At 45.2% G+C, this 17,883-nt stretch carries 16 protein-coding genes and 1 pseudogene; 16 read left to right on the top strand and 1 reads right to left on the bottom strand.

The features are described from left to right. The first annotated feature begins 68 nt into the window (after window positions 1-68). From E7747_RS13010 to E7747_RS12945, 14 genes and pseudogenes are all read left to right on the top strand, one after another. Window positions 69-1,063: pseudogene (locus E7747_RS13010) on the top strand (AAA family ATPase). Between the two features lie 29 nt (window positions 1,064-1,092). Further along, complete coding sequence (locus tag E7747_RS13005; protein WP_136416416.1) at window positions 1,093-1,968, top strand: DUF58 domain-containing protein; 876 nt, start codon at window positions 1,093-1,095, stop codon at window positions 1,966-1,968. A gap of 57 nt (window positions 1,969-2,025) precedes the next feature. Then, a complete protein-coding gene (locus tag E7747_RS13000) occupies window positions 2,026-3,018 on the top strand; it encodes a flagellar basal body-associated FliL family protein (RefSeq protein WP_136416414.1) in 993 nt (330 codons plus the stop codon). A gap of 6 nt (window positions 3,019-3,024) precedes the next feature. Next, complete coding sequence (locus E7747_RS12995; RefSeq protein WP_136416412.1) at window positions 3,025-4,011, top strand: vWA domain-containing protein; 987 nt, start codon at window positions 3,025-3,027, stop codon at window positions 4,009-4,011. Window positions 4,012-4,026: 15 nt separating this feature from the next. Beyond that, entirely contained in the window at window positions 4,027-5,091 is a 1,065-nt protein-coding gene (locus E7747_RS12990) for a VWA domain-containing protein (RefSeq protein WP_136416410.1), read from the top strand. Continuing rightward, a complete protein-coding gene (locus tag E7747_RS12985; protein ID WP_136416408.1) occupies window positions 5,088-5,870 on the top strand; it encodes a tetratricopeptide repeat protein in 783 nt (260 codons plus the stop codon). Before E7747_RS12990 ends, E7747_RS12985 begins: the two co-directional genes overlap by 4 nt. A gap of 42 nt (window positions 5,871-5,912) precedes the next feature. Beyond that, entirely contained in the window at window positions 5,913-7,712 is a 1,800-nt protein-coding gene (locus E7747_RS12980; protein ID WP_136416406.1) for a BatD family protein, read from the top strand. Further along, window positions 7,709-8,488 carry a tetratricopeptide repeat protein gene (locus E7747_RS12975; protein ID WP_123614712.1) on the top strand — a complete coding sequence of 260 codons (780 nt, stop codon included), beginning with the start codon at window positions 7,709-7,711 and terminating at the stop codon, window positions 8,486-8,488. The genes E7747_RS12980 and E7747_RS12975 overlap by 4 nt, the downstream gene beginning before the upstream one ends. A 212-nt stretch (window positions 8,489-8,700) precedes the next feature. After that, window positions 8,701-8,961, top strand: a complete 261-nt coding sequence (locus E7747_RS12970) for a DNA-binding protein (RefSeq protein WP_123614711.1) — start codon at window positions 8,701-8,703, stop codon at window positions 8,959-8,961. 110 nt (window positions 8,962-9,071) lie between these two features. Beyond that, window positions 9,072-10,205, top strand: a complete 1,134-nt coding sequence (locus E7747_RS12965; RefSeq protein WP_136416404.1) for a universal stress protein — start codon at window positions 9,072-9,074, stop codon at window positions 10,203-10,205. A gap of 151 nt (window positions 10,206-10,356) precedes the next feature. Beyond that, entirely contained in the window at window positions 10,357-11,523 is a 1,167-nt protein-coding gene (locus E7747_RS12960; protein ID WP_136416402.1) for an AIR synthase related protein, read from the top strand. A gap of 82 nt (window positions 11,524-11,605) precedes the next feature. Beyond that, window positions 11,606-12,994: an MltF family protein gene (locus tag E7747_RS12955; protein WP_136416400.1), complete on the top strand. Its 1,389-nt coding sequence runs from the start codon at window positions 11,606-11,608 to the stop codon at window positions 12,992-12,994. A gap of 51 nt (window positions 12,995-13,045) precedes the next feature. Continuing rightward, window positions 13,046-13,597: a DUF3332 domain-containing protein gene (locus E7747_RS12950; protein WP_123614707.1), complete on the top strand. Its 552-nt coding sequence runs from the start codon at window positions 13,046-13,048 to the stop codon at window positions 13,595-13,597. Window positions 13,598-13,618: 21 nt separating this feature from the next. Beyond that, the gene (locus tag E7747_RS12945) at window positions 13,619-14,026 is read left to right on the top strand and encodes a VanZ family protein (RefSeq protein ID WP_136416398.1); all 408 of its coding nucleotides are present in this window, start codon (window positions 13,619-13,621) and stop codon (window positions 14,024-14,026) included. On the opposite strand, the gene priA is transcribed toward E7747_RS12945, so the two are convergent. Further along, window positions 13,982-16,450 carry a replication restart helicase PriA gene (gene priA, locus E7747_RS12940; RefSeq protein ID WP_136416396.1) on the bottom strand — a complete coding sequence of 823 codons (2,469 nt, stop codon included), beginning with the start codon at window positions 16,448-16,450 and terminating at the stop codon, window positions 13,982-13,984. The two genes, E7747_RS12945 and priA, sit on opposite strands and share 45 nt — an antisense overlap. 467 nt (window positions 16,451-16,917) lie before the next feature. On the opposite strand from priA, the gene E7747_RS17045 reads away from it, so the two are divergent. Both E7747_RS17045 and E7747_RS12925 read left to right on the top strand, forming a co-directional pair. After that, window positions 16,918-17,421 (top strand): hypothetical protein, encoded by a 504-nt coding sequence (locus tag E7747_RS17045; RefSeq protein ID WP_228449166.1) that lies wholly within the window; start codon window positions 16,918-16,920, stop codon window positions 17,419-17,421. Between the two features lie 61 nt (window positions 17,422-17,482). Continuing rightward, window positions 17,483-17,818, top strand: coding sequence for a hypothetical protein (locus E7747_RS12925; protein WP_025069034.1), 336 nt, complete (start codon window positions 17,483-17,485; stop codon window positions 17,816-17,818). Window positions 17,819-17,883 lie beyond the last annotated feature (65 nt).

Raw genomic sequence — 17,883 nt, 5'->3', positions numbered from 1 at the left:
AACTCTTGAAGGAATTTTATAGGAATTTTAATTAACACAATACATACGAAAATTTCACTACTGAGACTATGAGCGAGTCAGTAAACATCCGAGAACTCAACGATCTCGTTGCCGGAAAGAAAGACTTTATAAATCTTGTCACGCGAGGGATGGATCAGACCATCGTTGGCCAGAAACATCTGATTGATTCACTCCTGATTGCCCTGCTATCCAACGGGCATGTACTTCTTGAGGGCGTTCCCGGTCTTGCAAAGACCCTCGCCATCAAGACTCTCGCCCAGATTATCGATGCAAAATACAGCCGTATCCAGTTTACCCCTGACCTTCTTCCTGCCGACGTAATCGGAACAATGATTTATAGCGTGCAGAAAGAACAATTCCAAATTAAACGCGGACCGATTTTTGCCAATTTCGTCCTTGCTGATGAAATCAACCGTGCGCCGGCTAAAGTACAGAGCGCACTGCTTGAAGCCATGCAGGAACGACAGGTGACCATCGGTGAAAAGACATTTAAGCTGGACGAACCCTTTTGGTAATGGCCACGCAAAACCCGATCGAACAGGAAGGAACATATCCGCTCCCTGAAGCGCAGGTCGACCGTTTCCTTCTGAAAGTAATCATCGGATATCCAACCAAGGAGGATGAAAAGCTGATTATCCGCCAAAATATATCGGGGCATAAAATCGAAGTAAGACCGCTCCTCCAGCCTTCCGAGATTATTGAAGTGCAGAAGATTGTCGAAAAGATTTATCTTGATGAAAAAATCGAGCGCTACATTGTCGACATCGTATTCGCGACCCGAAATCCATCAGAATACAATCTGAAAGACCTCGCCGGAATGATCAGCTTCGGTGCATCGCCGCGTGCCTCAATAGGTCTCGCCAAGGCAGCCCGTGCCTACGCTTTCCTTCGTGGCCGTGGATATGTGATTCCAGAGGACGTACGTGCTGTATGTCACGATGTTCTTCGTCACCGCATAGGACTCACCTACGAAGCCGAAGCAAACAACATCACCACCGATCAGGTGATTTCCGAAATTCTCGACAAGGTTGAAGTGCCCTAAACCATAACCCCCTCATATCGCGTCCTCACATGGAAGCTAACGAACTGCTTAAAAAAGTCAGAAAAATTGATATTAAAACCCGTGGTCTCTCCCAAAATATATTTGCGGGAGAGTACCACACGGCTTTTAAAGGTCGAGGCATGACCTTCTCTGAAGTCAGGGAATATCAATATGGAGATGACGTGCGAGACATCGACTGGAATGTAACCGCACGCCACAATCACCCGTATGTAAAAGTTTATGAAGAGGAGCGAGAGCTGACTGTTATGCTTCTCATCGACATGTCGCGGAGTCGCCTATTCGGAGCTGTCGGTGAGGAAAAACGAGAGATGATTGCTGAAATTGCCGCCACTCTTGCCTATTCTGCCATAACCAACAATGACAAGATCGGTGTCATATTCTTCTCTGACAAGATTGAAAAATTCATTCCGCCCAAAAAAGGCAAAAAGCATATACTCCTGATTATTAGAGAGCTTCTTGATTTTACTCCTGAAAGTCCCGGTACGGATATAGGCATTACTTTGCGTTACTTTACAGACGCTCTAAAGAAACGATGTACTACATTCCTGATATCCGACTTCATTGACAGCCATGACTATTCACGTCAGTTGCAGGTAGCATGCAATAAGCATGACATAATTGCAATTCAGGTCTACGACAAGCGTGACACTTCTCTTCCCGATGTCGGGTTAATGAGGGTAATGGATCTTGAAACCGGAGGAACGCGGTGGATAAATACATCTTCGAAACGTACACGTCAGGCTTTTGACAAATGGTGGTATGAACGTCAGCAGATCATGGTCGAAAGATTAAGCAAATGTAGAGTAGACCATGCTTCAATCGCAACAGACGAAGATTTCGCGAAATCGCTCATGGCACTATTTAAGAACCGAGGTGTCCGTTGACCGTTCCATCCCCCACTCAAGATTGTTTATGACAGTATAAATAAAATACAAAAGTCTATGCATCGACCACTCCGCATATTATTCATAAGCCTGACAGCGCTCATTGCGTCTATAACCGTCAGCGCTCAAAACCCGACGGTGAAACTAAGTCTCGACTCTGCATTTTTGTTGATGGGGCGCACGACACCTCTTCATCTTGAGCTCGTCACACCGGCCAAGCCAGAAGGTCGTTTGCTCATCCCGAAAGATTCGATGTGTGATCAAGTCGAGATTCTGAAGATGCTTGAAGCCGACACTACTCAGCTTGGCAACGACAGGATTGAAATCAAACAGGACATCGTTCTGCAATCATTTGACTCCGGCGTATACAGACTGAACCCTATAATGTATGTCATCGGCAATGACACGTTCCGTTCAAACAGACTTGTGCTTAAAGTATTTCCTGCCGACGTAGACTCGTTAGAGACAATACATGATTATGCCGACGTGGCCGATATCGACCGTAGCTTCATCGATTATCTACCTGATTTCATTGTTGACTATGGTTTGTGGATTCTTGCAGTCATAATCGTTCTTGGAGCGGGTGGCTATGCGTTCTATCTACTTAAACGCAAAAAGAATCCGTTTGCTGCAGCACCGGAAAAGCCTGTGCCCCCCTATGAAAAAGCAATCGGGGAACTTAACCGCCTACGTGGAGAGAAACTCTGCGAAAACGGGCATGAAAAAGAATTCTATACACGCCTTACCGATATTCTACGTGTATATCTCAACGGACGCTTCGGTATAAATGCGATGGAGATGACTTCGACCCAGATAAGACACATGCTCAACTCCAATGCGGAAGCAAAACTTTCAAAACAAAACATGGAGCGTGTGCTTGAAACGGCCGACTTCGTTAAATTCGCGAAAGTCAGACCTCTTCCAGACGACAATATCTGTGCATTCAATTCGGCAATGCAATTCGTTGAGGATACAAGACCAAAACCAGAGCCCGAAGAACCATCTGAGAGAAATAATGACAAAGAAACTACAACTCCAAACCATAAATAAGCGACAATGTTACTGGCAAATCCCGGATACCTTTGGCTGTTCCTGCTGTTCATCCCGCTGATAGCATGGTATATCTATAAACAGCGCTCACTATATGCCTCAATGGAGGTATCGACAGTGTCCGCATTTTCAAAAGCGCCACGTTCGTTGCTGGCCTCCATGCGCCACGTTCTGTTCATCCTTCAGTTAGGAGCGATAGGCTGCGTTATCATTGTGCTGGCACGCCCGCAAACACGCGATTCATGGAACACATCAAGTGTAGAGGGTACTGACATCGTGATTGCGATGGACATATCGACCAGTATGCTTGCCCGCGATTTCAAACCCGACCGCTTTGAGGCGGCAAAGGATGTGGCAGCAAAATTTGTCGCAGGACGTGAAGGTGACAATATCGGTGTCGTGATTTTCGCAGCCGAAAGTTTTACGGCAATTCCTATGACGACAGACCGCTCACTCATCGCCAATTATATAGGTGACATCAAAATGGGAATGCTACAAGACGGAACAGCCATAGGCGACGGCCTTGCAACATCAATCAACCGCATAAAGGATGGTAAAGCAAAATCAAAGAGCATAATCCTCCTTACCGACGGTTCGAACAATACAGGTAATGTCGCACCTATCACTGCTGCTGAAATAGCCAAGCAACTCGGCATAAAGGTCTACACTATCGGTATCGGAACAAACGGAACTGCACCATATCCACAGGAAAACATGTTTGGACGAATCGAATATGTCAATCTGCCGGTTGTTATTGATGAAGCAACGTTAAGAACTATCGCCGAAACAACAGGTGGCAAATATTTCCGTGCCACAGGCAACAATGTGCTCAAGGATGTATTTGCCGAGATTGACCGCCTTGAAAAAACTAAGATGGATCTTAGAAATTTCACAAGCACAGAAGACGACTACCTGCCTTGGGCTATCGCAGCTCTTAGCCTGTTTGGGCTCGCGGTGCTTCTCCGATATACAGTTTTCAGGACAATTCCTTAAATTAAACAACTGTCTATGATTTCGTTTGCATATCCACATCTGTTATATCTCCTGCTCCTGCTTCCGTTGGTAGCAGCCATCTTCTGTTGGGCACGTTACTCACGTCGTCGCAAACTTGCCCGATATGGCCGGCAGGAAGTAATTGAAAACCTAATGCCTGAGGTCTCGAAATATATGCCCTGGGTAAAAATGGTTTTATCGCTGCTTGTTATCGCCGCACTTGTCCTTATGATTGCCCGTCCCCGAGCAACCGGAGGACTTGAACCAGATGCTTCAGAGACCAAAACATCAAGAGGTATCGAAGTAATGGTCTGTCTCGACGTTTCAAATTCCATGCTTGCGTCAAGCACAGACGACGATCATGGTATCAGTCGTCTGCAAAGAGCCAAGCATATCCTTGAAAAGCTCATTGATAAAATGACTAATGACAAGGTCGGGCTTATAGTGTTTGCCGGCGATGCTTATACCCAGCTACCTATCACGTCAGACTATATCTCAGCCAAGATGTTTCTTAACGGAATCACAACCGATATGGTACCGACTCAGGGTACAGCAATCGGTACGGCACTTGAAATGGCAATGAACTCTTTCACACCCAACGACGACATGGGCAAAGCCATTGTTGTGATTACAGACGGAGAGAATTTTGAGGACAATGCCGTTGAAGCAGCCAAGCGGGCAGCCAGCGCGGGTGTTCAAGTCGATGTCGTAGGTCTCGGTACTTCCCACGGAGCACGTATCCCTATCGGTAAAGGCCAATACATGATAAATCCTATGACAGGCGAAGAAGTCATCACCAAACACGATGAGGAAACTGCCACACAGATAGCGAAAGCAGGCAACGGTATTTATGTGAACGGAGGTTCCAATTCAGCCATAAACGCAATTGACGAAAAAATGGACGAACTGGAACAAGGTGATTTCGAACGCAAGTCATTCTCTCCACAAAGCGAGCAATTCCCGATTTTTGCATTTATATCCTTAATCCTTCTTGTGATTTATTCTGTGACAGTAACCAGAAAAATATCATGGCTTAAGAGATATCGTTTCTTTACAAAAGAGGAAGGAGGCAACAAATGAAAAAGATATTGTTCTCAATCATGGCTGCCATGTCTGTCATGCCGTCTATGGCCCAGAGCAAGACCGCGACCACTCGCGACGAGCGAAACTATATCGTTGAAGGCAACAAACTTTACAACGAACAGCGTTATGCTGATGCTGAGGTAGCTTATCGCAAGGCATTGCAGGAAAATGCGATGAATGAAATCGCGCAGTTTAATCTTGCAGCTTCGCTCCTGCGTCAGGGTTCTGCTTCCGGTGAGACACAGAAGGAGGCATCTGCCATACTTCAGAATCTGACTCGTGATGCCGAAAATATATCTATTGCTGAAAAAGCATTTTACAACCTCGGCAACATAGCCTTTAATTCTCAGGATTATGCGAAAAGTATCGAACTTTACAAAAATGCGCTTCGTAAAAATCCTGACAATGACAAGGCTCGCGAAAATCTTCGTTTAGCGCAAAAAAGGCTTGAAGACCAGCAAAATCAGGATCAGAACCAAGACCAAAATCAAGACAAGCAGGATCAAGACAAAAAAGATCAGGACAAACAGGATCAAAATAAGAACCAGAACCAGAATAATGACCAAAATAAAGACGATAAAAAAGACCAGCAGCAGCCAGACCAAAAACAGGATCAGCAGCAGAAGCAACAACAGCAGGGAGGCATAAGCCAACAAAACGCCGAAAAAATACTCAAGGCTATGGAAAATGAAGAGAATGCCACCCGTGCCCGCATAAACGCTGAAAAGAAAAAGACAGGAGCACCTTCACGTCGACCCGTGACCAACCCTTGGTAAGACGAAGTATTCTGAATTTATTCCACTAAATTAGACATCTGAATGAAACGTTTCATCATATTTATATATCTTACCCTTCTCGTTTGTGCGACAGCACTTCAGGCGCAGGTAAATTTTACTGTAAAACCGCCATCAAGGGTTTATGAAGGCCAGCGGTTCCCGGTCACATTCCGCCTGACAAATGCCGATGGCTCTGATTTGAAAGTGTCTCAGATCAACGGCTGTAGCCTGCTCTATGGGCCGTCGGTCTCGCAGTCCCAAAGCTATCAGGTGGTAAATGGTAAAGCTTCGTCAACATCAGCAACCGAGTATACATATTACTATAAAGCCGACAAAGCAGGCACTTTCACTATACCGGCTGCCTCGATAGTAGCCGACGGAAAACATCTTTCGACAAAAGCTGTCACATTTACCGTACACAGCATCCAGGATGCCAACACTCCGGCCTCACAGAGGCCTGTCGATTTTGACGATGTTGACACTCAGGCGGCCGGCCGGCGTGTCAACAGTGATGATGTGTTTGTCCGAATCATACTGTCAAAATCATCGGCTTATGAACAGGAAGCCATCGGCTGCACAATCAAACTCTATACCAAATACAGCATATCATCATTCCTTCCTACTCGCCAACCGGCATTTGACGGATTCCTTATTCAGGAAGTTGATGTCCAGCCTTCACTCAATCAAATGGAAACATACAACGGTCAGAACTACATGACTGCTGTATTGAAGAAATGTATCATATTCCCCCAGAAAAGTGGCAAGCTCACCATAAACTCCGGCAATTATGATATATCGGTTGTTCAGTATGACAATGTGAACATGGGCATGTTCCAAGTACGCCAACCTAAAGAAGCCAAAATAAAAGTCAATTCCAATTCCGCATCAATCAACATTCTCCCTCTCCCCCAGCCCCAGCCGAATGGATTTACAGGTGCAGTCGGAACATTCAATATCGACAGCCGTCTTATTGGCAATTCATTCCGCACAAATGATCCCGCGACGCTTATATATACTATAAGCGGTACAGGCAACATAAAATATGTGAAAGAACCTGTAATTGATTTCCCGACAGAATTCGAGCAGTACACTCCGAAAAACGACATCGATGCTGAAGTTCAGGGAAACGATGTCACCGGAAGAATGACTGTTGAATACACCTTTGTTCCCCAGAGTGTCGGAGACTTCACTATCGGAAGTAATAAATTCGTTTATTTCAATCCTCAGACAAAACAATATGTCACTTTGAATACACCGTCCTATCTGATAAAAGTTGCCAAGGGAGTCTCAGCACCTGTGACAACGGATCAGAAAGATGTCGAAAATAAGAATTCCGATATCCGTCATATCTATCTTGGCGACAAAAATCCAATGAAGCAACATCATTTGGTCGTATTTGAATCATGGTACTGGATTCTCTATATCGGTCTCCTTATCGTCGCCGGAGCTGTCTTGGCTATCAACAGACGCAATGCCCGACTCAATGCTGATGTGACGGGACGCCGTACCGCCAAGGCAAGCAAGGTCGCACGCCGCAGACTAAAAGCAGCCGAAGGCTTCATGAAATCAGGAGACAGCGACAAGTTCTATGAAGAAATGTTACGCGCAATATGGGGTTATCTTTCCGATAAGCTATCAATGCCGGTGTCTCAGCTCTCTCGCGACAACATTTCAGCCACTCTGGCATCAAAGGGCTATTCGGAAGAAAACGCCAATGCTATCGTAGCTGTTCTTGACGACTGTGAAATGGCACGCTATACACCTGACAGTTCAAGTCACATGGACAGTGTCTACGAGCGAGGAGTAAACGCTATTAACAAACTTGAAAGCAACAAAAAATGAAATATATACTTTCACTAATAATACTGACAGTCTGCGGACTTTTCTCAAAAGCGGAAGCGACACTTATCCAGCAGGCAGATTCGGCCTACACTGCTGACAACTTCAAGGAAGCAGCCGATACATATCTGCATGTCATAGCTACCGAAGGCAACTCGGCTACGCTTCAATACAATCTCGGGAACTGCTATTACCGTCTTGGAGAAATGGGCAAGGCAATCCTTGCCTACGAACGTGCACTCCGTTTTGACCCGACATTCCATGACGCAAGAACAAACCTTGAATTCATCAATTCCAGAATCGCCGACCGCCCCGGCGAGCGAGGGACTTTTTTAGGAAACGCTCTCGACTCGGTTGCCAACACAGCCCGTTCGAATTCATGGGCATGGATTGCATTCGGCTGCTTTGTTCTTACACTTATTGGAGTTCTCGCCTATCTGTTCTCTGACATAATAGCAGTACGAAAAATCGGATTTTTCGGAAGTCTGCTGACCTTCTTCGGATGCCTCTGTTTCATTTTCCTTGCATTCAGATCTGCTGCTATAGCCACAGCAGACAATATAGCTATAATCACATCACCATCCACAATACTGAGCACAAGTCCCCGAGTTCCTAAAGACCGTACACAAGAAGCAATGCTCCTCCACGAAGGGACACGCGTTGAAATCCTTGATTCGGTAAAATCAACTACAGACTCCATCAATTCTCTCTGGTATGATGTGCAGGTCGACAATACACACCGTGCATGGATTAATGCTGCCGCCGTTGAGAAAATATGATGCTTGAGTGAACTTTATTTATTGCAAGTCAAACGGTTATTTTCACTCATGGCAATCAGGTAAAAAAACGTGTTCTAAAACATAGATTTTTTTTCGACAATTATTTGTTTTAATAGAAATTAAAGCCTAATTTAGTGACGTGGAAATAAAAGACATTCCACCAAACATCTATAAAACAAACCAAATATTAACCCCAAACACCTATATGTATCATGACTAAAACTATCTCATTCAACGATCTCCGTCGCATCAAAGACAGTCTTCCCGATGGTTCAATCCGTCAGATAGCTGACAAGCTTAACGTCACACCTCAGACAGTCAGAAACTATTTCGGTGGCACAAACTACGAATTTGGTAAAAACTGCGGCGTACACATAGAACCGGGTCCTGACGGTGGCATCGTGGTCCTTGACGACACTACTATCTATGATATGGCAATAGAAATTCTACAGGGAGAAAATAAGGAAGAATAAGTTTGGTAAAACAAGAAAATATACGCGAAAGAGCAAAAAGAGCGCTGTCAACAACGACTTTTTGCTCTTTCGTCCGTTTTAATTAGAATAAATTCATTAATTCCAAGCCTATGCAGCCAGATCGATTTATTACTATAGCAATCCACACTTATGATAAAGCCCACGAGTTAAAAACCATACTCGAATGCGAAGGTCTCGAAGTTGTCTTACAAAATGTCAATCTCTCTACGCCGGTAGTATCGTCCGGCATAAGGGTGAGAATTCATGAATCCGATTTGCCTATGGCACTACGGCTGATTGAAAACATCGAGATTTTTTCGCCTAAAGCCATAAAAGAATGTCCCGCAGGAGAGCCTGAGATCCTTGTCCCTACAGACTTCTCAAAATCATCGGTTCAAGCCTGTCATCTCGCATTTCATATAGCGGCACTCCACAAAGCCCGAATCAAACTTCTCCACACCTATTTCGATCCGGTTCTTACGAATACATCTTTACAGTTATCCGACTCGATGACATTTGACGGGACTGCCGATGTCATCCAACAGCTGCAGGAAGACAAGCAGATATCCCAAATGTGCAAAAAACAGATGGAGGAACTGGAAACATCTTTACGCGAAAAAATTAAAAACGGAATCATACCACCGGTTAACTTCTCATCAGAAATCGCAGAGGGGCTTCCAGAAGAAGTTATAAACAATTATTCCGCTGCCAACCATCCGCTGCTGATAGTCATGGGTACACGCGGAACTGACAAACAGAACCGCGACATGCTCGGCAGTGTCACCGCCGAAGTGCTTGACACATGTCGGTCATGCGTATTCACAGTCCCCGAAACTCTCAGATTTAAACGCGCTGAAGATATCCGCGAAGTAGTCTATCTTGCGTCATCCAAACAACAAGACATCCTCGCTCTCGACGCTCTTTACCGCATGCTTCCGGAAACGTCTCTTTCCGTGACACTTGTGTCATTGCCGTCAAAGAAAAAGCCGAAAGGTGACACCGAGGCAATCGCCAATCTTCTTGACTATTGCCGGAAAAATTATCCTGCATATATGTTCAAGACAATCCAGCTTTCATTTTCACATGAAATCGAGGATTTCAACGGACTTGACAAAGAATTACATATCGACATGATAGCCGTCCCAACTCCTCGTAAGAACATATTCATTAGATTGTTCAATCCCTCTCTTGCTCATAAACTGTTGTTTCATTCCGACATCCCTATGCTCTCAATCCCGGTCTGATACAACGCCTGCATTGCTTGGACTAACAACAACAGACACACTAAAAATCGAAGCCTGTTGAGAGTGATTCGGCATTTTTTTGTATTTTTGTAAAAAATTTATCTAAACCAACCATTACTCACGTTTGTTGAACTTTCAATTACGAGATATTATGAGTGACCAGCGATACAATCTACGCGGTGTTTCTGCCTCAAAAGAGGATGTCCATAACGCCATCAAAAATGTTGACAAAGGCATCTTCCCTCACGCATTCTGCAAAATCATCCCCGATATACTTGGTGGCGATCCGGAATGGTGTAATATCATGCACGCTGACGGAGCAGGAACAAAATCATCTCTTGCCTATGCTTACTGGCGTGAAACCGGTGACCTTTCAGTGTGGAAGGGCATTGCTCAGGACGCACTGGTCATGAATATTGACGACCTTCTCTGCGTCGGAGCTACAGACAATATACTTGTATCATCGACAATCGGCAGAAACAAGAATCTCATACCCGGAGAAGTAATCTCGGCAATCATCAACGGCACCGAAGAACTTCTTGCAACACTGCGTGAAATGGGTGTAGGCATATACTCAACCGGCGGAGAGACCGCAGATGTGGGCGATCTTGTCCGCACAATCATAGTAGACTCTACAGTCACTTGCCGTATGCGTCGGGCTGATGTCATCGACAATGCTAATATCAAAGGTGGAGACGTGATTGTAGGACTCGCTTCTTTCGGACAGGCAAAGTATGAAACCCGTTATAACGGTGGAATGGGTAGCAACGGCCTTACTTCAGCCCGTCACGATGTCTTTGCAAAATATCTTGCGCAGAAATATCCTGAGACATTCGACGCAGCTGTTCCAGAAGATCTTGTCTATTCAGGTTCGAAGAAGCTGACAGACAAGGTAGACGGCACTACCCTGACTGCAGGAGAGCTCGTACTGTCTCCTACCCGTACTTACGCACCTGTCATCAAAAAGCTCCTGAACGAGATGCGTGAAGAAATCGACGGTATGGTTCACTGCACCGGTGGCGCACAGACCAAAGTGCTGCATTTTGTCGAGAACAAACATGTCATCAAAGACAATCTATTCCCCATTCCTCCGCTGTTTGATCTTATACAGAAAGAAAGCGGAACTCCGTGGAGCGAAATGTATAAAGTGTTCAACATGGGTCATCGCATGGAGATTTATGTCCGTCCGGAAGCTGCCGGGAAGGTCATGGCGATTGCTTCGGAATTCGGAATCGAATCCCGAATTATCGGTCGCGTTGAAGACTCAGAGTCCAATCATCTAACAATAAAGTCATCAGCCGGAACATTTGAGTATTGACACTTTCAGTTAACGGGAGCGTCCCTCTGTCTCGGCATGAAATATAAAACATTGATTTTCAACATTAATCAACACATTTTCTATGAGAAGAGGGATTCTCTCGACATTAACTGTCTTATCGTTATGTTCACTGTTGTTTGCTTGTGGAGGCAACAGTAGCTCCGATGGCCTAAAGAAGTCTGACTCTGTAGGACATCGGCTTCCCGACACATTACGTATTGCCACGCTTTACAGTCCTGAAGCATATTTCATTTACAAGGGTCAGGAAATGGGCTATGACTATGAACTTGTAACCGCTCTCGCAGCTGACAAAAATATGGCATTGAAGATGAAGATAGCACCATCGCTGTCACGAGCCATCGAGATGCTTGATTCAGGAATAGTAGATCTAATTGCCTATGAAGTTCCGATTACTGCAGAGTATAAGGACAGAGTTATTCCATGCGGCCCGGAAAATGTAACAACCCAAGTTCTTGTCCAGCCTAAAAAAGGAGACGAAGAACTTATAACCGATGTGACTGATCTTGTCGGAAAAGATGTATACGTTGAATCTGACTCCAAATATGAGGCTCGCATCAGAAATCTGAATCAGGAAGTCGGCGGAGGAATAAACATCCATACCGTCGACCGCGATACGATGATTACCGAAGACCTCATTGCAATGGTCAGTGAAGGAAAAATACCTCTTACTGTTGTCGACAGTGATATTGCCCGAATCAACAAGACCTATTACAATGATCTCGACATCACTCTCCCGTTAAGTTTCGAACAGCGTTCGAGCTGGGCCGTAGCACCGTCCAAGGCATGGCTTGGCGATAGCATCAATGCGTGGCTGAACAGCGACCAACCACGCGAAGAACAGGCTCAGTTGCTGAAACGCTATTTTGAACTGAGCAAGAATGATCCAAATACCAAATATTACGCCCTTAACGGAGCAGGGGTCTCACCGTTTGACCATCTTTTCAAACGATATTCTGAATCTTACAATTGGGATTGGAAACTATTAGCATCACAGGCATATGTCGAAAGCAAGTTCGACCCGAAAGCAGTCTCATGGGCCGGAGCCAGAGGGCTCATGCAGATTATGCCCAAAACCGCCAAAGGATATGGGGCGAGCGCCAAAAGTGTAATGAAAACTGAAGTCGCGATTGAAACCGCGCTCAAATTTCTTAACGACCTCGACCGTCAGCTTGAAAAAAAAGTTCCTGATGAAAAAGAACGAAAGAAATTCGTTCTTGCTGCCTACAACACAGGTCTTGGGCATGTCAACGACGCAATAAATCTTGCAAAGAAATACGGACTTAACCCTCAGAAATGGGACAATAATGTCGCAAAAGCCATTTTGTGGAAATCAAATCCTAAATATTACAGGGACCCGGTGGTCAAATATGGCTATTCGCGAGGAAGAGAGACATATGATTATGTCAACCGAATATACAACTTCTATAACAAAGCCCGCACAAAGGCTTGAAACTGAGATATCATTACATATATTACCTCATCATTCCAACTATTTATCCTAATGAAAAGACGCTTTTTACCCGTAGCAATCGTTCTCAGTCTTTGCGGTTCGATGCTCACCACATCTTGTATCGGAAGTTTTGCCCTGACAAATAAACTGCTGGCATGGAATAAACAGATTGACAATAAGTTTGTCAATGAACTCGTGTTCTTTGTATTCTGGTGTCCACTTCCAGTCTATGAGGTTGCAGCTCTCGCCGATATTCTTGTTCTTAACTCCATCGAATTCTGGAGCGGAGACAATCCCGTTGCAGCCGGAAAGAAAGTCATTGATGGCAAAGATGGGAGATATATCGTTGAATGCGACGGAAAAGGATACACCATCACATCCGAAAACGACAAATCGGTTGTGCGTCTTGATTTTGACACCGACGATCAGACATGGAGTGTAGCTCTACCTTCAGGCGAGAGTTTTGACCTTGTCACATTTATTGACGATAGCCATGTTGCCGTACCCGGTGTTGACGGTGAGCGTAAGATTGTCGAATTGTCGGCAGAAGGACTCATGGCATATCGCGAGATGGTTAATGAAAGTCTTATGGCTGCAAAATAAAACTAAGCACACCACAGAACTATGAAATATCTGCGATGGATTCCACCTTACCAGCTTACATTGGCGGTGGGCATCGTAATCCTTTACCTGACCCTCCTTCCCAAACCTTTTGGGGAGGAGGATCTGCCATTGTTTCCCGGAGCTGACAAACTGGCCCACTGCTGCATGTTTGGCGGATTGGCACTCACGTATATATTTGAACGAAAACGCGACCACCGACCGGTTTCCATGAAAGGTGCTTTAATCACAGCATCGGTAGTTACAATCTTTGGCATAGCCGTCGAATTCATCCAAAACGCTATGGGACTCGGACGCAGCGGAGACCTTGCTGATGCAATAGCCGATGCAGCAGGAGCATTCGCAGCTGTCCCGTTATGCTACTGTCTACACTGGATCGACATCATAGTAAAGCACCGCACCAGAAAGTAGTTTCTGATTTGTCATCTCGATACGCAGATCGTTAAGCAGTTTCTTGACTTTCGTTATAGAAGCATTGTTCTCAATCTTGAGCATTATTCTGCGTATATAGAGAGACTGAATACGTGCTACGTAGGGTTCGTCGGGTCCGTTTACCCTGTTGCCCAACAACTTTCTCAGACGGTTTGCATACTCAAATGCAATTGATGACACGGCAGTCTGATCACGGTGCTTTATATATATGTATATGACCCTGACGAAAGGAGGATAATTATAGCGCTGCCGTTCTGAAAGCTCATGCTCATAAAAACCGGTGTAGTCATGTTGCAACAGATATGACAACACTGGATGAGACGGATTATAGGTCTGGATGGCCACCACTCCGTTTTCATTCCGTCGCCCTGCCCGACCGGCAACCTGCTCGATCATATTAAATGCCCGTTCGGAGGCTCTGAAATCCGGGAAATTGATTACACTATCAGCGTTAATAACCCCAACAGTGCTCACCTTGTCAAAGTCAAGCCCTTTGGTCACCATCTGAGTGCCGACAAGAATCTGTGATTTTCCTTTCGAGAAATTTTCAATGATATTTTCATAACTGTCCTTACTGCGTGTGGTATCAAGATCCATCCGCGATATGGAAGCGTGCCCGAAAAGCGATTCAACTTCTTCCTCAACCCTTTCCGTTCCATAGCCGAGCACTTCTATACCCGGCTCTTTACATGCGGGACACACGTCAGGCACTGAATAAGGAGCCGCACAATAGTGGCACACGAGTTTATCGGAATGTCGGTGATATGTAAGCGACACATCACAATTATTACATTTAGGCACATAGCCACACAACTTACAGCGTGCGATCGGTGCATATCCGCGACGATTGATAAAAAGGATGGATTGCTCACCACGTTTCAAGGATTCATTGACAAGACGTTCAGTCTCAAAAGCAAATGTACCTGTCACAAGACCTTTTTTACGGGCATCCGACATATCAATCAATCGCATCTCAGGGAGTTTCATTCCTTCAAAACGCTCTGTCAGACTGACAAGCCCGAAACGGCCCGTCGTAGCCTTATAATATGTCTCGATTGACGGCGTCGCACTTCCAAGGAGTGTTTTTGCACCGTGCATGGATGCGAGGACTATCGCTGCATCGCGTGCATTGTATCGCGGAGCAGGATCATGCTGTTTATAAGCGCTTTCATGTTCCTCATCAACGATTACAAGTCCCAAAGAACTGAACGGCAGAAAGACCGATGATCGCGCGCCTATAACCACACAAGGTTCCGAGGATTCAAGCAGCTTCTTCCATATATCGACACGCTCATTGTCAGAAAACTTGGAATGATATATGACGACTTTATCGCCAAAGACACATTGCAGACGTCTTGTGAGCTGTGTTGTCAATGCAATTTCAGGCACAAGATAAAGAATCTGACGTCCCTGCCGGAGCACATAGTCGATAAGATGTATATAAAGCTCCGTCTTGCCACTTGACGTGACTCCATGAAGCAGTGTGATATCCTTGTCAAGCCATAATTTATGTACCTTGTCCAAAGCCACATTCTGAGCTTCAGTCAACTCGGGGAGCTTGCCGGCGACAAGACCTGAAAAACTGAATCTGTTGACTTCTTTCGTGTATATATCCACGAGTCCTTTTTTAGCCATAGTCGCCACCACTGTAGTCGTCACGGCTGCGCGTTCAATCAATTCGGTGCGAGTAACTTCATTCACATTCCCACCTTGCCTCATGAAACCCGAGAGTACAATCAAGGCCAGAAGTGCCTTTTCCTGCTTTCCACCGCTTTTTACAGAATCGAATAACCGATGCAGCGCCTCATTGTCGCCTTTCGGAATCGCCAGACGCACATACACTTCTTTCCTTGACCGATAGCGCTCAACAAGATTTTCAGAAATCATCACCGCACCTTTTGCAAGAAGCGAGTTGGTTACATTGACAATATTTGAAAAACCTGTTTTTTTACTTATGACATCGAGAGGCATTTTTTTATCGCTTCCAAGCAATAGCTCCATCACAGCAAGTTCACGCTGGTTCAGCCGGTCTATTTCCGACTCTTCATAGTCAGGCGCCGGCTGTATGTAGGTTTCACTTTCAACCTTAAGACCCGCAGGCATTGCCGCACGCATCACCTCTCCCGGTGTGCAAAGATAGTAGTCAGCGACCCACTGCCAGAACTTGAGCTGCGGATGCCTGACAACAGGATTTGAGTCAAGAACACATGATATATCCTTCACCTCATAGTCCTCCGGTCCGATATTGCTCATCCCGGTAATAATTCCTGTATAGAATTTCTTACGTCCGAAAGGCACAATGACCCTATGGCCCACGCTCAGTGAATCACCGATGTCGGCTGGGATTTTATATGTAAATGTTCCCATAATAGGGACTGGAACAAGAATGTCAGCAAAGGTCATAAATTATGAATTTATACTAATATCGCGTTGTAAAGTTACGAAAAGAGTGTAATTTATTGGAAATGAGCGTAGGTTAATTGCTCATGATAGTAATAGGTTACGAATTAGTTAGTTATCTACTGCATTATCCTTCTGCGCGTTGCGTAACCTTCAAAGAACTCTTCGTATGCAAAAATAGAAATTAAACGGGAGATTTAGAAATAAATCTCCTGATTTTTTATCCTCACATATAAGTTTTTCCGTAAAAGCGGTTTTGTCCGTCGGCACACCATCGCCCAAAGAGATTTTGGACGAACGTATGCCGACTACCGCATAAGCGGAGAAAAGGGCTTTGCCTCACGCCTAAACAGAAGTTTAGACTGATGATGCAAGGCCCATTTCTTTTGCGCTTATGCCAGAGAGGTGCTTTTACGGATTTCTGACTGTTTTTCTTTTTCGCTGTCCATTTGAGCCGGAAGCGGAAAGCCGTGCAAGACCGCCCGCTCCATGAATGGAACAAGCCGTCACCCACGGCAGGCAAACCTGAAAGAATGATTTTATATGTCCGACCGGACACGTCCTGCCGGACATATAAAACCATACTTTCCACACGGTGGTTTGCCCGGTTCCACGCTTCCGGCTGTTTCCCTTTTTCTTTTGTGGACTTCTTTTTTACGGATTTCTCTTTTGAAGTTTTCCTGTCCAATCTGCCTCCACTTCCGTTTACCTCCATTTCCGCGCCTTTCAGTGAGCCGCATCAGGCAGTCATTTCCGTTCTGGGCGCAAAGGTAATTCCGGGATTGGACGGGAAAGCAAGGTCAAGCCTCCTGTTTTCTGCGGAAATCTCCAGCCCTGCGGGTAGTATTTCCGCGAAAAACCTTGCATTCCCTAATCCCTACCTTTTTAAGCACCCGAAACGAAAACGACCGATGCGACAGAAAGACGCATTAAAAAAAATGTCGGATAAACGAGAGGCAGATAAGATAGTTTGAAACTCAACTCCCTCAGCTCTTGAATCCGCATTAAAAACAAAAAATCAAAAACAAAACGGATATGGAAACAACAATGGCAACAAAATTCGTGGCTTGGGAAGTGCCGACATTGGAAACACTGAAAGGCAGTAAGGCTTACATCCTTCGTGAGAAACTGAACAACGGAGGACAGATGAACCGAGAGGAAAAGGATTGGCTCACCGAAAACGTGAACAGTAACACCTATTTCAAGAGCGCAGTCCCCTTGCAAGGCTGGAGGTTTGACTTCTCCGATGTTCTCCGCACGTTCCTCGTATGCCAATACGGACGTTGGACGGAATACAAGGCAACGGACAAGACCGGACTTCGCAGATACCTATACGGCAGGATAGACAACATTGTGGAACTTGAAAAATGATACGGCTATGACGGCAACGGCAAATTTCAGACAAGTGGCGCAATACATAGGACTTGCGATATGCG

It is taken from the genome of Duncaniella dubosii (assembly GCF_004803915.1).
Classification (GTDB): Bacteria; Bacteroidota; Bacteroidia; order Bacteroidales; family Muribaculaceae; genus Duncaniella; species Duncaniella dubosii.
This window is presented reverse-complemented; position numbering and strand designations above follow the sequence as displayed.

What these genes read in the sequence shown, in the direction of transcription:
- E7747_RS13000 (WP_136416414.1), top strand. Translation starts at nt 2,026, where the DNA reads ATGCATCGACCACTCCGCATATTATTCATAAGCCTGACAGCGCTCATT.
- E7747_RS12980 (WP_136416406.1), top strand. Translation starts at nt 5,913, where the DNA reads ATGAAACGTTTCATCATATTTATATATCTTACCCTTCTCGTTTGTGCG.
- E7747_RS12950 (WP_123614707.1), top strand. Translation starts at nt 13,046, where the DNA reads ATGAAAAGACGCTTTTTACCCGTAGCAATCGTTCTCAGTCTTTGCGGT.
- E7747_RS12960 (WP_136416402.1), top strand. Translation starts at nt 10,357, where the DNA reads ATGAGTGACCAGCGATACAATCTACGCGGTGTTTCTGCCTCAAAAGAG.
- E7747_RS12970 (WP_123614711.1), top strand. Translation starts at nt 8,701, where the DNA reads ATGACTAAAACTATCTCATTCAACGATCTCCGTCGCATCAAAGACAGT.
- E7747_RS12975 (WP_123614712.1), top strand. Translation starts at nt 7,709, where the DNA reads ATGAAATATATACTTTCACTAATAATACTGACAGTCTGCGGACTTTTC.
- E7747_RS12925 (WP_025069034.1), top strand. Translation starts at nt 17,483, where the DNA reads ATGGAAACAACAATGGCAACAAAATTCGTGGCTTGGGAAGTGCCGACA.
- priA (WP_136416396.1), bottom strand. Translation starts at nt 16,450, where the DNA reads ATGACCTTTGCTGACATTCTTGTTCCAGTCCCTATTATGGGAACATTT.
- E7747_RS12995 (WP_136416412.1), top strand. Translation starts at nt 3,025, where the DNA reads ATGTTACTGGCAAATCCCGGATACCTTTGGCTGTTCCTGCTGTTCATC.
- E7747_RS12955 (WP_136416400.1), top strand. Translation starts at nt 11,606, where the DNA reads ATGAGAAGAGGGATTCTCTCGACATTAACTGTCTTATCGTTATGTTCA.
- E7747_RS12985 (WP_136416408.1), top strand. Translation starts at nt 5,088, where the DNA reads ATGAAAAAGATATTGTTCTCAATCATGGCTGCCATGTCTGTCATGCCG.
- E7747_RS12945 (WP_136416398.1), top strand. Translation starts at nt 13,619, where the DNA reads ATGAAATATCTGCGATGGATTCCACCTTACCAGCTTACATTGGCGGTG.
- E7747_RS12965 (WP_136416404.1), top strand. Translation starts at nt 9,072, where the DNA reads ATGCAGCCAGATCGATTTATTACTATAGCAATCCACACTTATGATAAA.
- E7747_RS13005 (WP_136416416.1), top strand. Translation starts at nt 1,093, where the DNA reads ATGGAAGCTAACGAACTGCTTAAAAAAGTCAGAAAAATTGATATTAAA.
- E7747_RS12990 (WP_136416410.1), top strand. Translation starts at nt 4,027, where the DNA reads ATGATTTCGTTTGCATATCCACATCTGTTATATCTCCTGCTCCTGCTT.